Source organism: Caenimonas soli (assembly GCF_013155545.1).
Lineage (GTDB): Bacteria > Pseudomonadota > Gammaproteobacteria > Burkholderiales > Burkholderiaceae_C > Ramlibacter > Ramlibacter soli.
In genome coordinates this window covers 14,489-32,388 of record NZ_JABJVV010000010.1, presented here as the reverse complement: position 1 = coordinate 32,388, position 17,900 = coordinate 14,489, and the positions used below count along the sequence as shown (strand labels likewise).

Below are 17,900 nucleotides of genomic sequence, written 5' to 3'. Positions count from 1 at the left end.
TAAACTTGCATATGCAACAGTTGCAGGTACAATAATCAACATGGACACCGCTGTCAAGCCGCAGGGCTGCACCAACATCAAGCTGCGCCAGCTGATGCGCCGCGTGGCGCAGCACTACGACGCCGAGGTCGGCAAGACGGGGCTCAAGGGCACGCAGTATTCGCTGCTGTCCTATGTGGTCAAGCTCGGTCCCATCCGCCCCGGCGATCTGGCGCGCGAGATGAAGATCGGTGTTTCCACAATCAGCCGCAACCTGCGCCCGCTCATCGATGCCGGCTGGCTGGAGCTCGGCCCCGGCGCCGACGGGCGTAGCCGCCTGGTCAGTGTCACCGACGCGGGCCGCGAAAAGCGTCAGGAGGCTCAGCGCCGCTGGCGCGTGGCGCAGGAGGGCATCAACCAGACGCTCGGCCCGCGCCGCGTCGTCGAACTGCATGCGCTGATCGACGAGTGCCTGTCACTTCTTTCACCCCTACCCGATGGAGAGATCGATGAATAGCCCGACGAACATCGAAGGCCGGCGCATGGCCTTCTGGATCGTATTGCTGGCCGCCGCCGGCACTTTCGCCCTGACCATGGGCACGCGCCAAACCATGGGCTTGTTCCTGTCCCCGCTCAACACGGCAACCGGCCTGGGCCTCGGCAGCATCAGCCTGGCCTTCGCCTTCGGCCAGCTCTGGTGGGGGCTGACCCAGCCGTTTGCAGGTGCCATGGCCGACAAGGTCGGCGCCGGCCGGGTTCTCTTCGCCGGGGCGCTGCTGGTCGCGCTGGGCACGTTCATCACGCCGTACATGACCACGACCGCGGGACTGATCTTCGCCATTGGCGTCTTGTCGGCCGGCGGGGCGGGGATGGCGGGCCCGGCTGTGCTGATGGCGGCGACCACGCGGCTGATCCCCGCCGAGAAGCGCGGCCTGGCCACCGGCATCGTGAATGCGGGGGGCTCCTTCGGCCAGTTCCTGATGGCGCCGATCGCTGCGGCGCTGATGGCGGGCATCGGCTGGGCTGGTGCCATGCAGGCCATGGGCCTGGTCGTCTTGCTGTGCCTTCCGGCTGCCTTCCTGCTCAAGGGCAACTCCCTGCAGTCGGCGCCTGCGGGGCAGAAAGTGGTGGGCACCCGCGAAGCCATCCGTACGGCCTTGCGCAACCCCAGCTACCTGATGCTGGGCGCTGGATTCTTCGTCTGCGGCTTTCACGTGGCCTTCCTCGCCACCCACTTGCCGGGCGTGATCGCATCCTGCGGCCTGCCCACCGAATGGGCCGGCTGGTCGCTGGCCATGATCGGGCTGTTCAACATCGTCGGCAGCGTCGCCATGGGCTGGGCCGTGGGACGCTGGCGCATGAAGTCGCTGCTGGCGCTGGTCTACACGGCGCGTGCCCTGGCTGTGATCGTGTTCCTCCTGGCACCCAAGACGGGCCCGGTCATGCTGGTGTTCGCTGCCGTCATGGGCCTCACGTTCCTGTCCACGGTGCCGCCCACGGCGGGGCTGGTGGCCAAGTTCTTCGGCCCCGCCAACATGGCCACCCTGTTCGGCATCGTGATGCTCACGCACCAGGTTGGCGGTTTCCTGGGCGCCTGGCTGGGCGGCAGGGTCTTCGAGGCCACCGGCTCGTACGACTGGGTCTGGTACATCGACATCGTGCTGGCGGTGGGCGCGGCGCTGATCCACCTGCCGATCCGCGAGGCTCTGCTGCCGGTGGTGCCCAGGCCTGCAACGGCGTAAGCGAACGTTGAACTGAGAAACACACGCTGCGCGCGGCCCACGGCGCGCAGCGGCGCTTCGATAATTTCGAAGCTATGCACAACCACATGCCGGCGCGATCGGGCGCCAAGCTCAGCCACCGTTTGGCCATAGGGTCGCGGCGTCTGCGCTCGTGGCGGCGGGTGTGGCCGTTCCTGCTGCTCGCGATCGCGCTGCTCGGAATATCCGAAGTGCTCTGGCTCTGGCATTCGTGGCCAGTGCGCGAAGTGCTGGACGCCGAGCAATTGACGGCGGGGACTACATGAGACACGCGGGCCGGCTGCTGCGCAGCGTTGCGGCCCTGGCGCTGGGCGCCTGGATGGTCGCCTTGGGGGTGGCCGCGGTGAAGCTCGATGCGTGGAACGACGATCTCGTGAATACCCTGCTGCAGATCCGCGCCGACGCGACCTTGCGCGAACGCATGGCGCTGCAGGGCGAAGCGATCCCGCGCGAGTGGTATCGCAGCAAGGCCCTGACCCTGCTTGCGGCCGCCGAGCGCCTGCAGGAGGAGACGGTATGGACGCTCTTCATACCGGGTTCCTGGCGCGTGTTCGATACCCTCAAGGAACGCGTGGGCCTGCGCATCGAGCGCGCGTTCAGCGAGATCGCGGTGGAAACGATGCGCCGCGAGGTCCACTTCGTGGCCAGCCAGATCACGGGGGTGCCGCTGGACGGCGGCACCGCTGAGCTGCAGGCGGTGAGGGACTGCGTGCGGCCGCCGCTGATGGCGCATAGCGGTCCGCTCGAATCACCCGAGTTCGCTGCTGCGCGGGACTACCTTGCGCGCGTCGGGCAACTCGATCAGGCACTGCAGGCAATGACCGCCTTGCAAGGCCCCGGCCCGGCCGATTCCGAAGACCTGCGGCTGCTGGTGCGCTACACGCTCGGCGCCGAGTTGCCCGGGCGCCTGGCGCGCAGCACCGGGTTCGTGCGGCGCGGTTTCAGGCCCACCGAGGCCGCCCATGCCGCGCTCGGCACGGCCCGCTTGCAGCAAGCGGCGCGCTGCAGCCTGGGCAAGGCCATGAGTGCATTGGACGCGCGTTTGTTCGAGCGCAACGAACTGCTCGCCACCGAAGTATTTCTCGCGCAGCGCACGCAGCTCCTGTTCGCGCCCGGCGCCAGGCCGGGCACCCCGGGCGAGACCTTGCAAGCCTTGCGCGAATTAGTGCTGGCGCTCGACCACCAGCAGGTTCTGCTGGCCCATACCGACTACGCCTGGATGCACAGCGGAGCGCCCAGCCTGGGACCGGCGCATGAGAAGCTGCTGGCTGGCGCCGCGGCCATACCGCTGCTGTTGGGACCCGAAGCAGTCGATCAGGTGCGTCGCCAGTCGGATCAGGCGCTGCTGCGCTTTCGCGGGCAGTTCGTGGCAACCTTCCGCAACGGTGGCGAGCCGTCGCTGGTCTGGGCTCCGGGCAATGGCCGTCTGGTGCTGTCGCCCGAGCGGGCGGCGCTGCGCGATGGACTGGTTGCGCTGCTGCGGGAGCCCTTCATGGTGCCGGCGGGCGACGGCGGGTTCCCGGTGGGAGAGGCTTCGCTCGTCTCCTGGGACACCCAGCGGCTGGAGCAAGCGGTTGCCATGGGCCAGGTGCGCCGGCGCGTCGTTGCCGAGGGCCTGCCGAAATTCCCGCCGGCGCTGCGCGGCGCAGTCGCACGGATCGTGGATGCGCAACTGGCCCAGCTGGTGCAGGACCGGATCATCGAAGCAATGAGCCCGCTGGGCCCCGCCGAGCCGCCCACGGCGATTGACGCCGCGGCGTTCCGGGCGCAGCGCGAGCAGCTCGCCAGGGCGCGGACGCTGCTGGCTGAACTCGGCGCCCGGCACAGCGCCGAGAGGCTGCGCACACTGCTGGCAGGCGATGTGCAGGGACGCCTCACGCTGGCCGAGGAAGCCATGCGCCGGTCGCTCCTGTATTCGGAACTTGCCGTTGACTTCGGCTGGTGGCAGGGGGAGGGCTCGCCCTTGCTGCAGGCCTTCGCCGTAGCGGATGTCCCGGCCATGCGCCAGGCCCTCATGGAGCAGTTCGCCAGCCTGGACGAGCTTGGCCGCCAGGTGGCGCCCCTGCTGGCCCACGCGGACGCGCCTGCCGCCTCGGGTCAGGCGCTGGCACGGTGGCAGGGAATCGTCTCCGAGCTGGAGCGTTACCGCGCGGCCCGGGCCGACAGCAGCCTCGCCACGCTGGAACGTTATCTGATCGCGCTGGGCCCGGAGCTGAACCGTTGGAACTGCGGCGAGAAGCTGGCCGCCTTGGCACCGCCGCGCGGTACGGATGAATTCGCCCAGCGCCACGCCCAGATCCACAGGGCCTTGGTGAAGCGTTGCGCCGAGCTGCGCGCCGCCGAGGTTAAAGTTCCGGGATCCATATCCGAGTCCCGAGCATGAAAACACTTTTCCTTATTGCCGCGCTGGCTGCCGGCCTCCTGGTTTCCGGCTGCAAGGATTCGCCGCCACCCGAAGGCGCCAAGGCGGCCGCCGGAGTGCCGGTCTCCATATCCGCCATCGAGGCCGAGGCGACCGGCTTCACCCTGGGCTCGTCCATCAGCGCGCGAACCGTGTACGTGTTCTTCGACCCGCAGTGCCCGCACTGCGCGGCGCTCTGGAATGCGGCCAAGCCCCTGCGAACCCAGGCCAAGTTCATCTGGGTGCCGGTGGCAATCATGAACAAGAACAGCCAGACGCAGGGGGCGGCCTTGCTCGCCTCCAAGAATCCCGTGTCGGCCATGGACGAGCACGAAGCGTCCATGTCTGCCGGCAAGGGCGGCATCCAGGCGGAAGGGGACATCGAGGCGCAGAGGGCGGTCGTGCTGAAGAACACGGCGCTCATGAACCGCTTCGGCTTCACCTCCATCCCCACCATCGTCGGCCAGCATGCGAAGACCGGTGCGCTGGTGAGCCGGGAAGGAGGCTTGCCGACGCCCGAGCTGGCGAAGCTGCTGGGCCTGGATGTGCCGGCGAACTAGTTATACCGGTACGGTGTAGTTGAGCGTCATGCGCCCGCCGTCGACCACCACGATCTCACCGGTGATGTAGCTGGCGGCATCGCTCGCCAGGTAGGCGACGGTGTCGGCGATCTCCCAGGGCTCGCCCAGCCGCTTCATGGGCGTGCGGCTCATGATCCGCTTCTGGGCCTCCTCGGTGGTCAGCACGGCCTTGGCGGCCAGCTCGGTGGCGATGGTGCCGGGCGCCACGGCATTCACACGGACGCCCTTGTCGGCCAGTGCCAGCGCCATCACGCGGGTGAGCTGGTTGATGCCGCCCTTGCTCACGTTGTAGCTGGAGATGTTGGGGATCGCCAGGGTGGCGTTGACCGAACTCATGTTGACGATGCTGCCTTTGCCCGCCGCAACCATCTGGCGGGCGACGGCCTGCCCCATGAGGAACGAACCCTTGAGGTTGACGCGCAGCACCGCGTCGAAATCGGCTTCGGTGACGTCCAGGAAATCGGCCGCCTTGAAGATGCCCGCGTTGTTGACCAATACGTCGATGCGGCCATGAGCCTCGATGGTCCGCGCCACGACGGCATCGACTTGGGACTTGTCGCCGACGTCGCAATGCAGGTACAGGCCGTCCAGCGCCTTGGCCAGTGCCTGGCCGCGCGCGTCGTCCACGTCGATGATGACGGCCTTGCCGCCTTCGCGGGCAAAGCGCCGCGCGCAGGCTTCGCCTATGCCCTGGGCGCCGCCGGTGACGATACAGACACGGCCCGCCAGGCCGAAAGAAACGTTGTCGCTATTCATGTACGAATCGTACCCGCGCAAGCGGCCATGAAGTCAAGCGCATTGCGCTTCACCTCGGCCGGCGTCATGCCCGGCTTGTAGAGCGCGGAGCCGATGCCGAAGCCGTCGGCGCCGGCGGCCCGATACGTGCCCATATTGCCGGGGCTTATGCCCCCGACGGGCAGCAGCAGTGCCTCGGCCGGCAGCACGGCGCGCAGGGCCTTCACGGCCGCCGGCCCTATCATCTCGGCGGGGAAAAGCTTGAGGCCGCTGGCGCCGGCGGCCAGCGCCTCGAAAGCCTCGGTCGCCGTCAGCACGCCGGGCAGGCAGACCATGCCCAGGCGCACGGCTTCGCGCACGACCTCGGCGTTGAAGTTGGGCGCGACCACGAGCTGCCCGCCGGCCGCATGGACCTCGCGCACCTGCTCGGGTTGGAGCACCGTCCCCGCACCCACGAGGGCAGCGGGGAAAGCCTTGGCCAGCGTGGCGATGCTGCGCAGCGGATCCGGGGAGTTGAGCGGTACCTCGATCAGCTTCCAGCCGCTCGTGACCAGCGCTTCGCCGACGGCATGGGCTTCGTCGGGCCGCAGGCCACGCAGGATGGCGATCAGCGGGCTCACCGCCAATGCGCCCTGGAGTTTCTCATGTGCGTTCATGCCGTTCCTTCCAGCGTTTGCGCGATGGCCCACAGGCCACGCCAGCTTGCCTCGGAGCCGACGCGGCGCGACGCCACGCCCAGCGTTTGCAGGCCCAGTTCATATCGCTGTGTGAGTGCCGGCGACCCGATAACGACGACAGGTTCGCGCAGCGCCTGCAGTTGTTGCGATCGCAGTTCCTCCCCGATGACGAGGCCCGACAGGTAGCTGGGCATGGCAGCCGCCGGCAGCCGCTCGAACAGCGAGAGCGTGCGCGCGCTGAATGCCGAATGCAGCAGGTTGCCGCTTTGCGCTGCGTGCATCACGCCGCGCCTGAAGGCCGGCTCGTCCAGCTCGCCGTCCGCCTCCGGCAGGGTGCGCGCAAGGATGGAATGCCGGCGCAGCATGGCGAAGAATTCCCCTGTCATGAAGGTCGCGAAAGACTGGATCCGGCCGCCCTCGACCCGCACCCATTTGCTGTGGGTTCCGGGCAGCACCAACAGCCCTTCGCCGAGTTCCAGCAGCGACAGCGCGCCGAATACCTGCGTCTCCTCGCCGCGCATGACGTCCGGCAGGCCCTGCTGCTCGCAGCAGAGGCCGGGCACGATGGCAACGCGGCCGGCTTGCACCCAGGCCAGTTGCGCCGCGATGTCGGAAAAGCCGGCCGGGCAAGCGCAGTAGGGCGCTTCCAGCCAGCCTTGCCGGCTGCCGGCCATGCCGCTGACGAGGGCCAGCGGTGAGCCGGCGCGCATCCAGTCGCCGCAAGCAGCGTCGAAGACAGCCGGGAACTCGCCCGGCGCCACAGTGAGGATGCCGCGCGGCAGCGAGCGCTCTTCGACGGCACGGCCCTGCCCATCGAGCAATGCCGCCCGCAGCGACGAGGTGCCCCAGTCCAGCGCGACCAGCTGCTTCACAGCAAAGCCCTGACCTGGTCGGGCCAGGGCAGCGGTGCGACCGCGCCGAAGCCCTGCACCGCGACCGCGGCCGCGGCGTTCGCATAGTGCGCCGCATCGAACACCGAATCGCCCAGCGCGATGCGGGCCAGCAGGTTGCCGCAGAAGCAATCGCCCGCGCCGGTGGCATCGGCCAGCTGCACGCGATGGCCCGCCAGGCGGACGCGGCGGCTGCCGTCGCTGACCAGCGCGCCGTCGGCTCCGAGCTTGAGCACAACTTTCCTGGCGCCCAGCGAATGGCTCCAATCGACGATGGCGGCCGGATCTTCCAGGCCACTCAGCAGGGTAACGTCGTCGACGCTTGGCAGGAACAGGTCGCACAGGCTCATGGCCCGGGTGATGGCCGCCCGCGCATCCTCCAGTGACCAGAGCTTGAGGCGAAGGTTCGAATCCAGGGAAACCAGCGTGCGGGCGTCGCGCGCGTGCATCATCGCCTCGAACACCGTCTCGCACGCTGTGCGCGAGATCGCCAGGGAAATGCCCGAGACATGCAGGATTTTGGAGTCGGCGATGAGTGCCCGCGGCAGCCACTGGGGCGTCATGCGGCTGGCGGCCGAGCCCGTGCGCAGGTAGCTGAACTCATGGCCCTTGGGGCCGTGGGAAACGAAGTAGATGCCCGTCGGAGCCTCGGCGTCGCGCTCCACGGCGCTGGTGTCGACCCCTTCATGCTGCCAGAGATCCATCAGCGCGTCGCCGAACGTATCCTGGCCCAGCCGGGTCAGGTACGCGGACTTCGCACCCGCGCGGGCGGCGGCGATCATGGCGGTGCTGGTGTCGCCGCCGAAGCCCTGCAGGAACTGGGGCTTGCCGGGATGGGTCTGGTTGAATTCGACCATCGCCTCACCCAGCGCGGCTACGTCAAAATGTTTTTCCATGCTCAGGCTATCGTAAGCGACGACGCCTCAGCCGCGTGGCTTGTAGGCCGTGACGTCGATCTCCACCTTGGCGTCTATCATCAGGCGCGCCTCGACGGTGGAGCGCGCCGGGCGGTGCTCGCCGAAGCATTCCATGTAGACGCGGTTGAAGCTGCCGAAGTCGCGCGCATCGTGCAGCCACACGCTGACCTTGCACACGTCTGCCAGCGTGCAACCACCCAATGCCAGGGCATGCTCGATGCGCTTGAAGACCTGGCGCGTCTGCGCTTCAATGCCGCCGGCGATCACCTGCCCCTGATCGTCGGTGGGCACTTGCCCCGAAACGAAAACGAAATCGCCGGCGCGAGTCGCGGGGGACAGCGGACGGGCCAGCCGATCGGAGGCCAAAGGGGCTTGGCCGAGCATCTCTACATGTGACATTTCATTTTCCTTGATGTGTAAGAACATTACGTAGAAGCATGCGTATTTTAGGGTTTGACATCTGAAAATCCATCAATTAGCATTCCAGGCATGTAATGTTATTACTTCAGGAGTCGATATGCAATCCGTGACTTTGATCGCGTCGAACCCGGGCCGCCGCCATTTCGGCCGTGCGCTCGCCTTGGCGGGTTGCCTTCTGGCTGCCGCGCCGGGAGCCTGGGCCGCGCCCGCCAAAGGTGGCGCGGCCAACCTTGCCATGGTGGGCGAACCGCAGGGCCTGGACCCGATGATCACCACCGCGGATCTGGTGGGCACGATCATGCAGCACGTCTATGAGCCGCTCTACACCTTCGACGCGAACTGGAACGTCGCGCCCATGTTGGCCGAGAGCATGCCCCAGGTCTCCAAGGATGGCCTGGGCTATACGATCCCCCTGCGCAAGGGAGTCAGGTTCCACAACGGTAGGGAGATGACCGCCGATGATGTCGTTGCCTCGCTGCAGCGATGGATCGAACTGTCGCCGCGCGGCAAGTCAGTGGGCAAGGAAGTCGCGTCGCTGTCAGCCAAGGACTCGCACACGGTCGAGCTCAAGCTCAAGGCGCCCTATGCGCCGCTGTTGTCGCAACTGGCCCTGCCCAGCGGCCTGGCTGCCATCATGGCGAAGGAAAGCATCGCGCCCCAGCTGAAGGACTTCATCGGCACCGGGCCGTATAAGTTCAAGGAGCGCCGGCCCGATCAGTTCACTGTGCTGGTGCGCTGGGAAGGCTATTCCCCGCGCAAGGAAGCGCCCAGCGGTTTTGCCGGCAGGCGCGAGGCTTTGCTCGATGAGCTGCGCTTCGTGCCGGTGCCCAACGCGAACACCCGCGTCGAGGGATCCCTCTCGGGGCAGTTCCACTATGCCGACCTGTTGCCGGTCGAGACCATTGGCCGCCTGGAAAAAGCCGGAGGCAACGTCGTCCCCATCGTGACGCGCAACTTCGGTTTTCCCTACATGGTCTTCAACACCCGGGAGGGCGTGCTGGCATCGCAGCCGGTGCGCAAGGCGCTTCGCACCGCCATAGGCGAGGGTGAGCTGTTGGCGGCGGGATTCGGCGACAACCGCTTCTTCGTCGTCGAGCCCAACTTCTTCCCCAAGGGCACGCCCTACTATTCGGCCGCGGGGTCGAACATGTACAACGAGCGCAACCCGCAGGCCGCCAAGGACAAGGCCGCCAAGGCGGGCTACAACGGACAGCCGGTGCGCATCATGGCCAGCCGGCAATACGAGTTCCACTACAACATGGCGCTCGTGTTGGCCGAGCAGCTGAAGAAGGCCGGGTTCAAGGCCGAGTTGCAGGTGGTGGACTGGGCGACCCTGGTGCAGCGGCGCAACGACCCCAAGCTGTGGGACATCTACATCACGCATTCGGGATTGTTTCCCGAGCCCATGCTGTCGCCCCCGCAACTGGGCGACGGTGCGCCCGGATGGTGGGACAGCCCGGCGAAGAAGGCGAGCCTGACGGCGTTCAACCAGGAAACCAATCCCGCCAAGCGCGGCGCATTGTGGGGCAGCGTCCAACAGGTCATCTACGACGAGGTTCCCTTCATCGAAGTGGGCAAGTTCAACAGCCTGTCGGCGCGTTCGGCCAAGCTGGAGGGCTATGTGCCCAGCACCTGGCCCTTCTTCTGGAACACGGGCCTCGCCCGGTAATATGTCGCCCCCACGCTCACTTTGTTCGCTGCCCCCCAGGGGGGCCCTAGGCCTCCTAGGGAGCGGCCCGTCGGAGGCCTGATGCCCGCGCTGAAGTTCCTGCTGGCTCGGGTGGCCGGCGCCCTGGTTGTGCTCGGCATCGTCGCCGTGCTGGTGTTCGCGCTCACGCGACTGGCCTCGGGCGACCCGGTCGCGCTGCTGCTGGGCGACCAGGCCAACGCCGCGGACATCGCCCAGGCCCGCATCCAGTACGGTCTGGACAAACCCTTGCCCACCCAGTTCGTGCTGTGGATCAAGGAACTGCTGGAGGGCAACCTGGGACAGTCGATCTTCCTGCAGCGGCCGGTGGCGCAAGCCCTGCTGGAGCGCGCCGAGCCCACGCTGTTCCTGGCCCTGTTCGCCGTGAGTATCGCCGCGCTGATCGGGATCCCGGCCGGGATGGCCGCCGCGATCTGGCGCGGCAGCGCGGCCGACCAGGCCGTGAGCAGCATCGCCATGCTCGGCGCCAGCGTCCCCAGTTTCTGGCTGGGACTGATCCTGATCCAGCTGTTCGCGGTGCACCTCGGTTGGTTTCCCGCCTCGGGCTATGGCGACCCGGGCATGGGGCTTGGCCAGCGGCTGTACCACCTGGCGCTCCCCGCGTCGGTGCTGGGTCTGCTCAATTCGGCATTGATCATCCGCTTCACCCGCGCCTCCATGCTCGACATCCTGGGCGAGGACTATGTGCGAACGGCGCGCGCGAAGGGATTGCCCGAGCACGTGGTGATGATCAAGCATGTGCTGCGCAACGCCCTGGTCCCGATCGTCACCGTGCTGGGTCTGACCGTGGCGCTGATGATCGGCGGCGCGGTGGTGACCGAAACCGTGTTCAACCTCCCCGGCGTGGGCAATCTGGTGGTGCGCGCGGTGCTGCGCCGCGACTACCCGGTGATCCAGGGAACGCTGCTGGTGATCGCCGCCATCTACGTCTTCATCAACCTGCTGGTCGACCTGCTCTACATGCTGGTCGATCCGCGCATCCGGCTGGGGGCTGCGTGAAGCGTTTTCGAAGCTGGTGGTCGCAGCGGTTGGCCCCCATGGCCCGCCGCCTGTTCGGCCGCAAGGTGGTGCTGGCCGCCGCCATCGCGCTCGCGGGCGTAGTCCTGGTGGCCGCCTTCTTTCCCTGGATCTCCGGTGCCGACCCGAATGCCATCACCGTGAGCGAGCGCCTGCGCGCGCCGTCCTGGCTGCACTGGGCCGGCACCGACGAACTGGGCCGCGACGTGATGCTGCGCATCATCCACGGCGCGCGCTATTCGCTGATGATCGGCAGCATCACGGCGGCGGGGGCCGTGCTGTTCGGCACCCTGCTCGGCATGCTGGCCGGGTTCTTCCGCAGGCTGGATGCGCCGCTGATGCGCCTGGTGGACGCGATGATGGCCTTCCCCGACATCCTGCTGGGCATTGCCCTGGTGTCCATCCTGGGCGTATCGCTGTGGAACGTGATGCTGGCGCTGGTGATCGTCTATACGCCTCGCGTCGCCCGCGTGGTGCGTGCGGCCACGCTGGTGTTGCGCGAACTGCTGTTCGTCGACGCGGCGCGTGCGCTGGGTGTGCGCACATGGCGCATCCTGGCTTCGCACATCCTGCCCAACCTGATGTCGCCGGTGCTGGTGCAAGTGACCTTCATCTTCGCCTATGCCATCCTGGCCGAAGCCGGCCTGTCTTTCCTGGGCGTGGGCGTGCCGCCGGACATTCCCACCTGGGGCACCATGATCGCCGGCAGCCTGGAATACGCTGACCGCGCTTTCTGGACCATCTTGTCGCCCGGACTGGCGATCGTTCTCACGGCGCTGTCCCTGCAATTGCTGGGCGACGGCGTGCGCGACTTGCTGGACCCCAAACTGAAGAAGGCCGTATGACCGCGCCACGCCTTGAGGTATCGGGCCTCTCCACCTCGTTCGCCACCGATGCCGGGCGCATCCAGAGCGTGGCCGATGTTTCGTTTTCCGTGCTGCCCGGCCAGACCCTGGCTTTGGTGGGCGAATCGGGGTCGGGCAAATCGGTGACCAGCCTCACGCTGATGGGCCTGCACGCCAAGACCTCCCAGGCCCAGGTGCAGGGCGAAGCCTGGTTCGTGCGGCGTGACGGCCGGCGCGTCAACCTGCTGGCCCTGTCCGAGCCCGAGCTGCGCGCGCTCCGCGGCAACGAGATGGCGATGATCTTCCAGGAGCCGATGACCAGCCTGAACCCCGTGCTCACCGTGGGAGAACAGATCGCCGAAGCGGTGCGCCTGCACCTGGGGTCGGATCGAAAGTCGGCCTGGGCCCACGCACTGCGCATGCTCGAACTGGTCGAGATCCCGGCAGCCGCGCAGCGCGTGAGCGAGTACCCGCACCAGCTGTCCGGCGGCATGCGCCAGCGCGTGATGATCGCGCTGGCCATGTCCTGCAATCCCACGCTGCTGATCGCCGACGAGCCCACTACCGCGCTGGACGTGACGATCCAGGCCCAGATCCTGGCGCTCATGGGCCGGCTGCAAAAGGAAACCGGGATGAGCCTGCTCTTCATCACGCACAACCTGGGTGTGGTGGCGCAGTACGCCGATGCGGTGGCGGTGATGTACGCGGGGCGCATCGTGGAATCGGCGCCGGTGAGTGAGCTCTTTGCCTCGCCCCGGCATCCTTATACGCGCGGCTTGCTGGCCTGCTTGCCCGGCGTGGCCCGACAGCGGCGCCAGGCGGGGGGTGCTCGCGCGCAGCTGGTCGCCATTCCGGGCCAGGTGTCGAGCCCGCTGGCTGCGCCGCCGGGTTGTGCCTTCGCGCCGCGTTGTTCGCAGCGTCGCGAAGGTTGCGAACAGCGGATGCCGGATCTGCTGCCCGCGGCCGGCACCCGCCGGGTACGTTGCATTGCCGTAGAGGCCGAGGTGGTGGCATGAACGCGGCGCAGCCTTTGGTCGAGGTGCAGGGCCTGAGCAAATTCTTCGGCGGCGGCAAGCATCCGGTTCGCGCCGTCGATGGGGTGAGCTTTTCCATTCGCGCCGGTGAAACGCTGGGATTGGTCGGCGAGTCCGGTTCGGGCAAGAGCACCATAGGCCGGCTGCTCACCCGGTTGGCCGATCCGACCGCGGGCGCCATGGTCTATCACGGGACGGATGCACCCACTGACTTGGCGGGCCTGACGCAATCGCAATACCGGCCGCTGCGCTCGAAGATCCAGATCATCTTCCAGGACCCGTATGCCAGCCTCAATCCGCGCATGCGCATTCGGCAGGTGCTGTCCGAAGCGCTGGACACCCACGGCCTGGCAAAAGGCGCCGCCCGCCAGCCGCGCATCGACGAGCTCTTGCAGCAAGTAGGCTTGCGGCCCGAGCACGCCGACCGCTTTCCGCACGAATTCTCCGGCGGCCAGCGCCAGCGCATAGGCATTGCCCGCGCCCTGGCCGTGCAGCCGAACTTCATCATCGCCGATGAGCCGCTGTCGGCGCTCGATGTCTCTATCCAGGCCCAGGTCGTCAACCTGCTGGGCGAACTGAAGGAGCGGCTGGGCCTGACGCTGCTCTTCATCTCGCATGACCTGGACGTGGTGGAGTATCTGTGCGACCGTGTCGTGGTCCTGTATCTGGGGCGCGTCATGGAGATCGCGCCCACGGAGGCGCTCTATGCGCGGCCGCGCCATCCCTATACGCAGGCCCTGCTCGCTGCGGCGCCCGTGCCCGACCCCGCGATGCGCCGTACCATCCCCTTGCTGCAAGGCGACTTGCCCAGTCCGTCCAACCCGCCGTCGGGCTGCGTGTTTCGCACGCGCTGCCCCAACGCCTTGCCGGAATGCGCGGCCGCCGACATGCGTCTGCGGGAAATAGAACCCGGCCGCTGGACGGCCTGCTGGCGCGCCGAACCCGTGGGATACAGCCTTTCATGACCGACGACTTCATCATCGACCATCGCTGCAAGAGCTATCCGCCGGCAGCAGAGCCTTGCCGGGCCGCCGACATAGGCGGCAAGGGCTGGAGCCTGCTGGCCGGCGATCTGCCGTTTCCGCTGGCAGTCTTGCGCCGCAGCGCGCTGGAGCACAACCTGGCATGGATGCAGGACTACGCCACCCGCAGGGGCGTGGCGTTGGCGCCGCACGGCAAGACCACCATGTCGCCGCAGCTGTTTGCCCGGCAACTGCAAGCGGGCGCGTGGGGGCTGACCTTCGCCACCGTTTTCCAGGCGGCCGCGGGCGTGCAGGCCGGCGCCCGCCGCGTCATCATCGCCAACCAGGTGGTCTGCGATGCCGATCTCGACGGCCTGGCCATGCTGCTGGGCCGGCATGCCGATCTGCGCATCTGGTTCCTGGTCGATTCGCTGGCCCAGTTGTCACTGATAGAGCAATGGTCGCGGCGCCAGATCGCGGCGCCGCCACTGGACGTGCTGCTCGAGATGGGAGTGCCCGGCCAGCGCACCGGCTGCCGCACGCTGGAGGAGGCCGTCGCGCTCGCGCAGGCGATGGCAAGCTCGCCGGCCGTGCGAATGGGTGGCATCGAATGCTATGAAGGCGGCCTTGCGCGCTGCGAAAGCGAGCATGACTCGCGCGAAGTCACCGCACTGGTTCGCCGCGTGAGCGAGGCAGCCAAGGTCTGCGACAGGCAAGCCCTGTTCGCCGGCGAGGAAATCCTGTTGACAGCGGGCGGCTCGGCGGTGTTCGATCTGGTGATGCCGCTGCTGCGCACCCAGGGCCTGTCCAAGCCCGTGCGCGGGGTGCTGCGTTCCGGCTGCTACGTCACGCACGACCACGGCAACTATGCGCGCTTCCTCAAGCAGGTAGAGAAGCGGGAGGGCCTCCAGTCCTCGCTGCAGCCGGCGCTGGAAGTGTGGTCGCTGGTCCAGTCGGTGCCCGAGCCGGGCCTGGCCTTGTTGACCTGCGGCCGCCGGGACATTTCGTACGACATCGAGATGCCCATTCCCGTGCGCCATGTGAAGCGGGGCACCCGGGCGGTTGCGAACAGTCCTGCCGGCTGGACGATCAGCGCCCTGAACGACCAGCACGCCTATCTGAGATTCGACCCTGCCACAGCCGCGCCGCAGGTTGGCGACACGGTGGCGCTGGGCATATCCCATCCCTGCACGACCTTCGACAAATGGCGCTGGATGCCGGTGGTCGAGGACGACTGGACCGTCAGCGGCGCGATCCGCACCTGTTTTTGAAGGACCCGATGAACACCCTGGCCCCCGGCTTGCTGCAGCAATTGCGCGAGCGCCTGCCCGAACTGCCCGACGCGCAGAGCAGCGTGGTGCGCGCCGTGCTGGAAGATCCGCGCGCGGCTGTCGCCGCAACCGTGGAGCAGCTCGCGCAGCAGGCCCAGGTATCCATGCCGACGATCGTTCGCACCTGCCGCAGTTTCGGCTACGAATCCGTGCGCGAGTTCATGGTAGCGCTGGCTCAGGACCTGGCGGTGTCCGGCTCCTACCTGCACCGCAGCGTATTGCCCGACGACGCGGCGCAGGACGTATCGAGCAAGATCATCCACGCCGCGGTGTCGTCGCTGACCGAACTGGGCCGGCGCATCGATGCCGAGATGATCGACCGCGTGGCCGACCGGCTGGCGCAAGCCCAGCGCATCGACTGCTACTCGGTCGGCGCGGCATCCACCTTCATGGCCAACGAACTGCAGAGCCGGTTGTTCCGCCTCGGGCGCACCGCCAATGCCATCTTCGACGCGCACCAGCAGCTGGTGTCCGCCAGCACGCTCGGCCCGCAGGGTGTGGCCTTCGTTATCTCGCATGTGGGACGTATGCCTTACACCCTCGAGGCCGCGAAATTCGCGCGCTCGCAGGGCGCGACCGTGGTGGCCCTGACGCAGCCAGACACCCCGCTGGCCGGCATCGCCGACCTGGTGCTGGCGGTATCGGTGCCGCAGGATGCAATCATGCGCGTGGGCACCGAGGCGTATCTCGCGCACCTGGTGGTGATCGAGATCCTGATGGTGCGGCTGGCGCAGAAACTCGGGCCGCAGGTCGCGCGCGGCCTGCAGCAGTTCAAGGCGTTGCTGCACAAGCACGGCTTCGACAGCGCGGAATACTCGGGCGCGCGCGACAGCGCCGAGGAAGACGGGGCTCGGGACTGATGGCGCAAGCAACGCTCCTGCGCAACGGCCTGATCGTTGACGGCGCCAACAATCTCGGCGAGACCGGCGACCTGCTGCTGGCCGATGGCCGCATCGTCGCGGTCGGCACTATTGCGGCGAATGTGCTGGGCAGGTACGCGGATGTGGAGGAGGTCGATTGCAACGGCTGCGTCATTGCGCCCGGTTTCATCGACGTGCACACGCATGACGACGCAGCGGTTCTCGATGAACCGGACATGCTGCCCAAGCTCTCGCAGGGCGTGACGACGGTGATCGTCGGCAACTGCGGCATATCGCTGGTGCCGATGGTGACGGGCGAACCCGGCGCGCCCTTGTCCTTGCTCGGCGCCAGACAGTTTCGGCACGCCACGATGGCCGCGTATGCCAAGGCCATCGACGAAGCCACGCCGGGGGTCAACGTGGCGGCGCTGGTCGGCCACACCGCGCTGCGCATGCGGCACATGGATTCGCTGGACCGGATCGCGACGAGCGAGGAACGCGCAGCCATGGCCGCCGACATGCAGGAGGCCATGGACGCCGGCGCGCTCGGCCTGTCGTCGGGTGTGTTCTATGCACAGGCTTATGCCGCAGACGTGGAAGAACTCGTGTCGGTTGCGTCCGTCGCGGCGCGCAACGGCGGCGTCTACGCGACCCACATCCGCGACGAACTGGCCGGTGTGCTGCCCGCGCTGCAAGAGGCCGCGTTGACGGCGCGCCACGCCGGCCTGCCGCTGGTGATCTCGCACCACAAATGCGCGGGCCCGGCCAATTGGGGCCGCACGCTCGAGACGCTGCCGCTGATCGGGCAGCTCGCCAAAGGGCAGCCGATCGCACTGGATGTCTACCCCTATACCGCCGGTTCCACCGTGTTGCGCGAGGACCTGGTCGAAGGCATCGACGTGTTGATCACCGGCAGCCAGCCGCATCCGGAAACGGCTGGCCGCTACCTGGCCGACGTGGCGCGCGAATGGGGCGTGTCGGAGCGGGACGCGTGCATTCGCCTCAAGCCCGGCGGCGCGTGCTATTTCCAGATGCGTGAGGACGACGTCGAGCGCGTGATCGCTCATCCGCTGTCGATGATCGGCTCCGACGGGCTGCCGCACGACGAGCGGCCGCACCCGCGCCTATGGGGAGCGTTCCCGCGCCTGCTGGCGCGCTACTGGCGCGAGAAGGGCCTGTTGCGGCTGGAGCAGGCGATTTACAAGATGACCGGCTTGTCGGCGCGGCAGTTCCGCCTGGACAAGCGCGGCGAGCTGAAACCCGGCTGGGCGGCGGACATCGTCGTGTTCGACCCGCTGCGCGTGAAAGACGGCGCGACCTACGAGCAGCCTGTGCAGTTCAGCGAGGGGATCGAGAAAGTCTGGGTGAATGGCGTGCTGAGCTACACCGCCGAGACACGTGCCACAGGCGGACGAGCGGGCCGCTTCCTGCGGCGTGCCCAAGGATCGTCATTGCGGGCTTGACCCGGGACCCATGGTCGCGAGCGGTTCGCTGTCCGCTGCTGTTGCAGGCCTGCGTGTGGGCGGCGAAGCCGCGTGCGGGCGGGCTGTGACGCGCGGTCAGCCCGTTCCGCGCCTTTTCAAGGCGCGCAAGCGGCGCCGGGGAACGGAATTGCGGGCTTCGGACTCATCGTGGACTGTCCTCGCACTCCGGAGAGGCCCGCGCGCTGATCGCGCGCAACGCCTGCAAGTCCATTCCCCGACGCCTCGGGCAGCCCTGATTGCGCGCCCCAGCCCGCCCACACGCGGCTTCGCTCGGACTTAGTTGGCGCGCCGAAGGCTTT

Annotated in this window: 18 protein-coding genes; 13 read left to right on the top strand and 5 right to left on the bottom strand. The window is 67.7% G+C overall.

Annotated features, from left to right (window positions below):
* Nucleotides 1–40: 40 nt before the first annotated feature.
* From HNE04_RS16510 to HNE04_RS16490, 5 genes are all read left to right on the top strand, one after another.
* Nucleotides 41–496, top strand: a complete 456-nt coding sequence (locus HNE04_RS16510) for a MarR family winged helix-turn-helix transcriptional regulator (protein ID WP_172221344.1) — start codon at nucleotides 41–43, stop codon at nucleotides 494–496.
* On the top strand, nucleotides 489–1,721 hold the full coding sequence (locus tag HNE04_RS16505) for an MFS transporter (RefSeq protein ID WP_172221341.1): 1,233 nt from the start codon (nucleotides 489–491) through the stop codon (nucleotides 1,719–1,721). The genes HNE04_RS16510 and HNE04_RS16505 overlap by 8 nt, the downstream gene beginning before the upstream one ends.
* Nucleotides 1,722–1,795: 74 nt before the next feature.
* Nucleotides 1,796–2,005 (top strand): hypothetical protein, encoded by a 210-nt coding sequence (locus HNE04_RS16500; RefSeq protein ID WP_172221338.1) that lies wholly within the window; start codon nucleotides 1,796–1,798, stop codon nucleotides 2,003–2,005.
* Nucleotides 2,002–4,122 (top strand): hypothetical protein, encoded by a 2,121-nt coding sequence (locus tag HNE04_RS16495; protein ID WP_172221335.1) that lies wholly within the window; start codon nucleotides 2,002–2,004, stop codon nucleotides 4,120–4,122. The genes HNE04_RS16500 and HNE04_RS16495 overlap by 4 nt, the downstream gene beginning before the upstream one ends.
* Nucleotides 4,119–4,700, top strand: a complete 582-nt coding sequence (locus HNE04_RS16490) for a thioredoxin fold domain-containing protein (RefSeq protein ID WP_172221332.1) — start codon at nucleotides 4,119–4,121, stop codon at nucleotides 4,698–4,700. Before HNE04_RS16495 ends, HNE04_RS16490 begins: the two co-directional genes overlap by 4 nt.
* On the opposite strand, the gene HNE04_RS16485 is transcribed toward HNE04_RS16490, so the two are convergent.
* Genes HNE04_RS16485 through HNE04_RS16465 form a run of 5 tightly spaced genes read right to left on the bottom strand, consistent with a single transcriptional unit; the run spans nucleotide 4,701 to nucleotide 8,339 of the window.
* Complete coding sequence (locus tag HNE04_RS16485) at nucleotides 4,701–5,477, bottom strand: SDR family NAD(P)-dependent oxidoreductase (RefSeq protein ID WP_172221330.1); 777 nt, start codon at nucleotides 5,475–5,477, stop codon at nucleotides 4,701–4,703. It abuts the gene before it with no gap.
* On the bottom strand, nucleotides 5,474–6,112 hold the full coding sequence (locus HNE04_RS16480; RefSeq protein ID WP_172221327.1) for a 2-dehydro-3-deoxy-6-phosphogalactonate aldolase: 639 nt from the start codon (nucleotides 6,110–6,112) through the stop codon (nucleotides 5,474–5,476). The genes HNE04_RS16485 and HNE04_RS16480 overlap by 4 nt, the downstream gene beginning before the upstream one ends.
* Nucleotides 6,109–7,005, bottom strand: coding sequence for a 2-dehydro-3-deoxygalactonokinase (locus tag HNE04_RS16475; RefSeq protein ID WP_172221324.1), 897 nt, complete (start codon nucleotides 7,003–7,005; stop codon nucleotides 6,109–6,111). The genes HNE04_RS16480 and HNE04_RS16475 overlap by 4 nt, the downstream gene beginning before the upstream one ends.
* Nucleotides 7,002–7,919: a sugar kinase gene (locus tag HNE04_RS16470; protein ID WP_172221321.1), complete on the bottom strand. Its 918-nt coding sequence runs from the start codon at nucleotides 7,917–7,919 to the stop codon at nucleotides 7,002–7,004. The genes HNE04_RS16475 and HNE04_RS16470 overlap by 4 nt, the downstream gene beginning before the upstream one ends.
* Nucleotides 7,920–7,946: 27 nt before the next feature.
* The gene (locus tag HNE04_RS16465) at nucleotides 7,947–8,339 is read right to left on the bottom strand and encodes a RidA family protein (protein WP_172221318.1); all 393 of its coding nucleotides are present in this window, start codon (nucleotides 8,337–8,339) and stop codon (nucleotides 7,947–7,949) included.
* A 118-nt stretch (nucleotides 8,340–8,457) separates the two neighbouring features.
* On the opposite strand from HNE04_RS16465, the gene HNE04_RS16460 reads away from it, so the two are divergent.
* The 8 genes from HNE04_RS16460 (at nucleotide 8,458) to HNE04_RS16425 (ending at nucleotide 17,580) form a co-directional block, all read left to right on the top strand.
* Complete coding sequence (locus HNE04_RS16460) at nucleotides 8,458–10,029, top strand: ABC transporter substrate-binding protein (RefSeq protein WP_172221315.1); 1,572 nt, start codon at nucleotides 8,458–8,460, stop codon at nucleotides 10,027–10,029.
* Nucleotides 10,030–10,110: 81 nt separating this feature from the next.
* Nucleotides 10,111–11,067 (top strand): ABC transporter permease, encoded by a 957-nt coding sequence (locus HNE04_RS16455; protein ID WP_172221312.1) that lies wholly within the window; start codon nucleotides 10,111–10,113, stop codon nucleotides 11,065–11,067.
* Between the two features lie 38 nt (nucleotides 11,068–11,105).
* Nucleotides 11,106–11,930 carry an ABC transporter permease gene (locus HNE04_RS16450; RefSeq protein WP_172221867.1) on the top strand — a complete coding sequence of 275 codons (825 nt, stop codon included), beginning with the start codon at nucleotides 11,106–11,108 and terminating at the stop codon, nucleotides 11,928–11,930.
* Nucleotides 11,927–12,946: an ABC transporter ATP-binding protein gene (locus HNE04_RS16445; RefSeq protein ID WP_172221309.1), complete on the top strand. Its 1,020-nt coding sequence runs from the start codon at nucleotides 11,927–11,929 to the stop codon at nucleotides 12,944–12,946. Before HNE04_RS16450 ends, HNE04_RS16445 begins: the two co-directional genes overlap by 4 nt.
* Complete coding sequence (locus HNE04_RS16440; RefSeq protein ID WP_172221306.1) at nucleotides 12,943–13,929, top strand: ABC transporter ATP-binding protein; 987 nt, start codon at nucleotides 12,943–12,945, stop codon at nucleotides 13,927–13,929. The genes HNE04_RS16445 and HNE04_RS16440 overlap by 4 nt, the downstream gene beginning before the upstream one ends.
* Nucleotides 13,926–15,197 (top strand): amino acid deaminase, encoded by a 1,272-nt coding sequence (locus tag HNE04_RS16435; RefSeq protein WP_172221303.1) that lies wholly within the window; start codon nucleotides 13,926–13,928, stop codon nucleotides 15,195–15,197. The genes HNE04_RS16440 and HNE04_RS16435 overlap by 4 nt, the downstream gene beginning before the upstream one ends.
* Nucleotides 15,198–15,205: 8 nt before the next feature.
* Nucleotides 15,206–16,117, top strand: coding sequence for a MurR/RpiR family transcriptional regulator (locus HNE04_RS16430; protein WP_172221300.1), 912 nt, complete (start codon nucleotides 15,206–15,208; stop codon nucleotides 16,115–16,117).
* The gene (locus tag HNE04_RS16425; RefSeq protein ID WP_172221297.1) at nucleotides 16,117–17,580 is read left to right on the top strand and encodes an N-acyl-D-amino-acid deacylase family protein; all 1,464 of its coding nucleotides are present in this window, start codon (nucleotides 16,117–16,119) and stop codon (nucleotides 17,578–17,580) included. The genes HNE04_RS16430 and HNE04_RS16425 overlap by 1 nt, the downstream gene beginning before the upstream one ends.
* The last annotated feature ends 320 nt before the right edge of the window (nucleotides 17,581–17,900 follow it).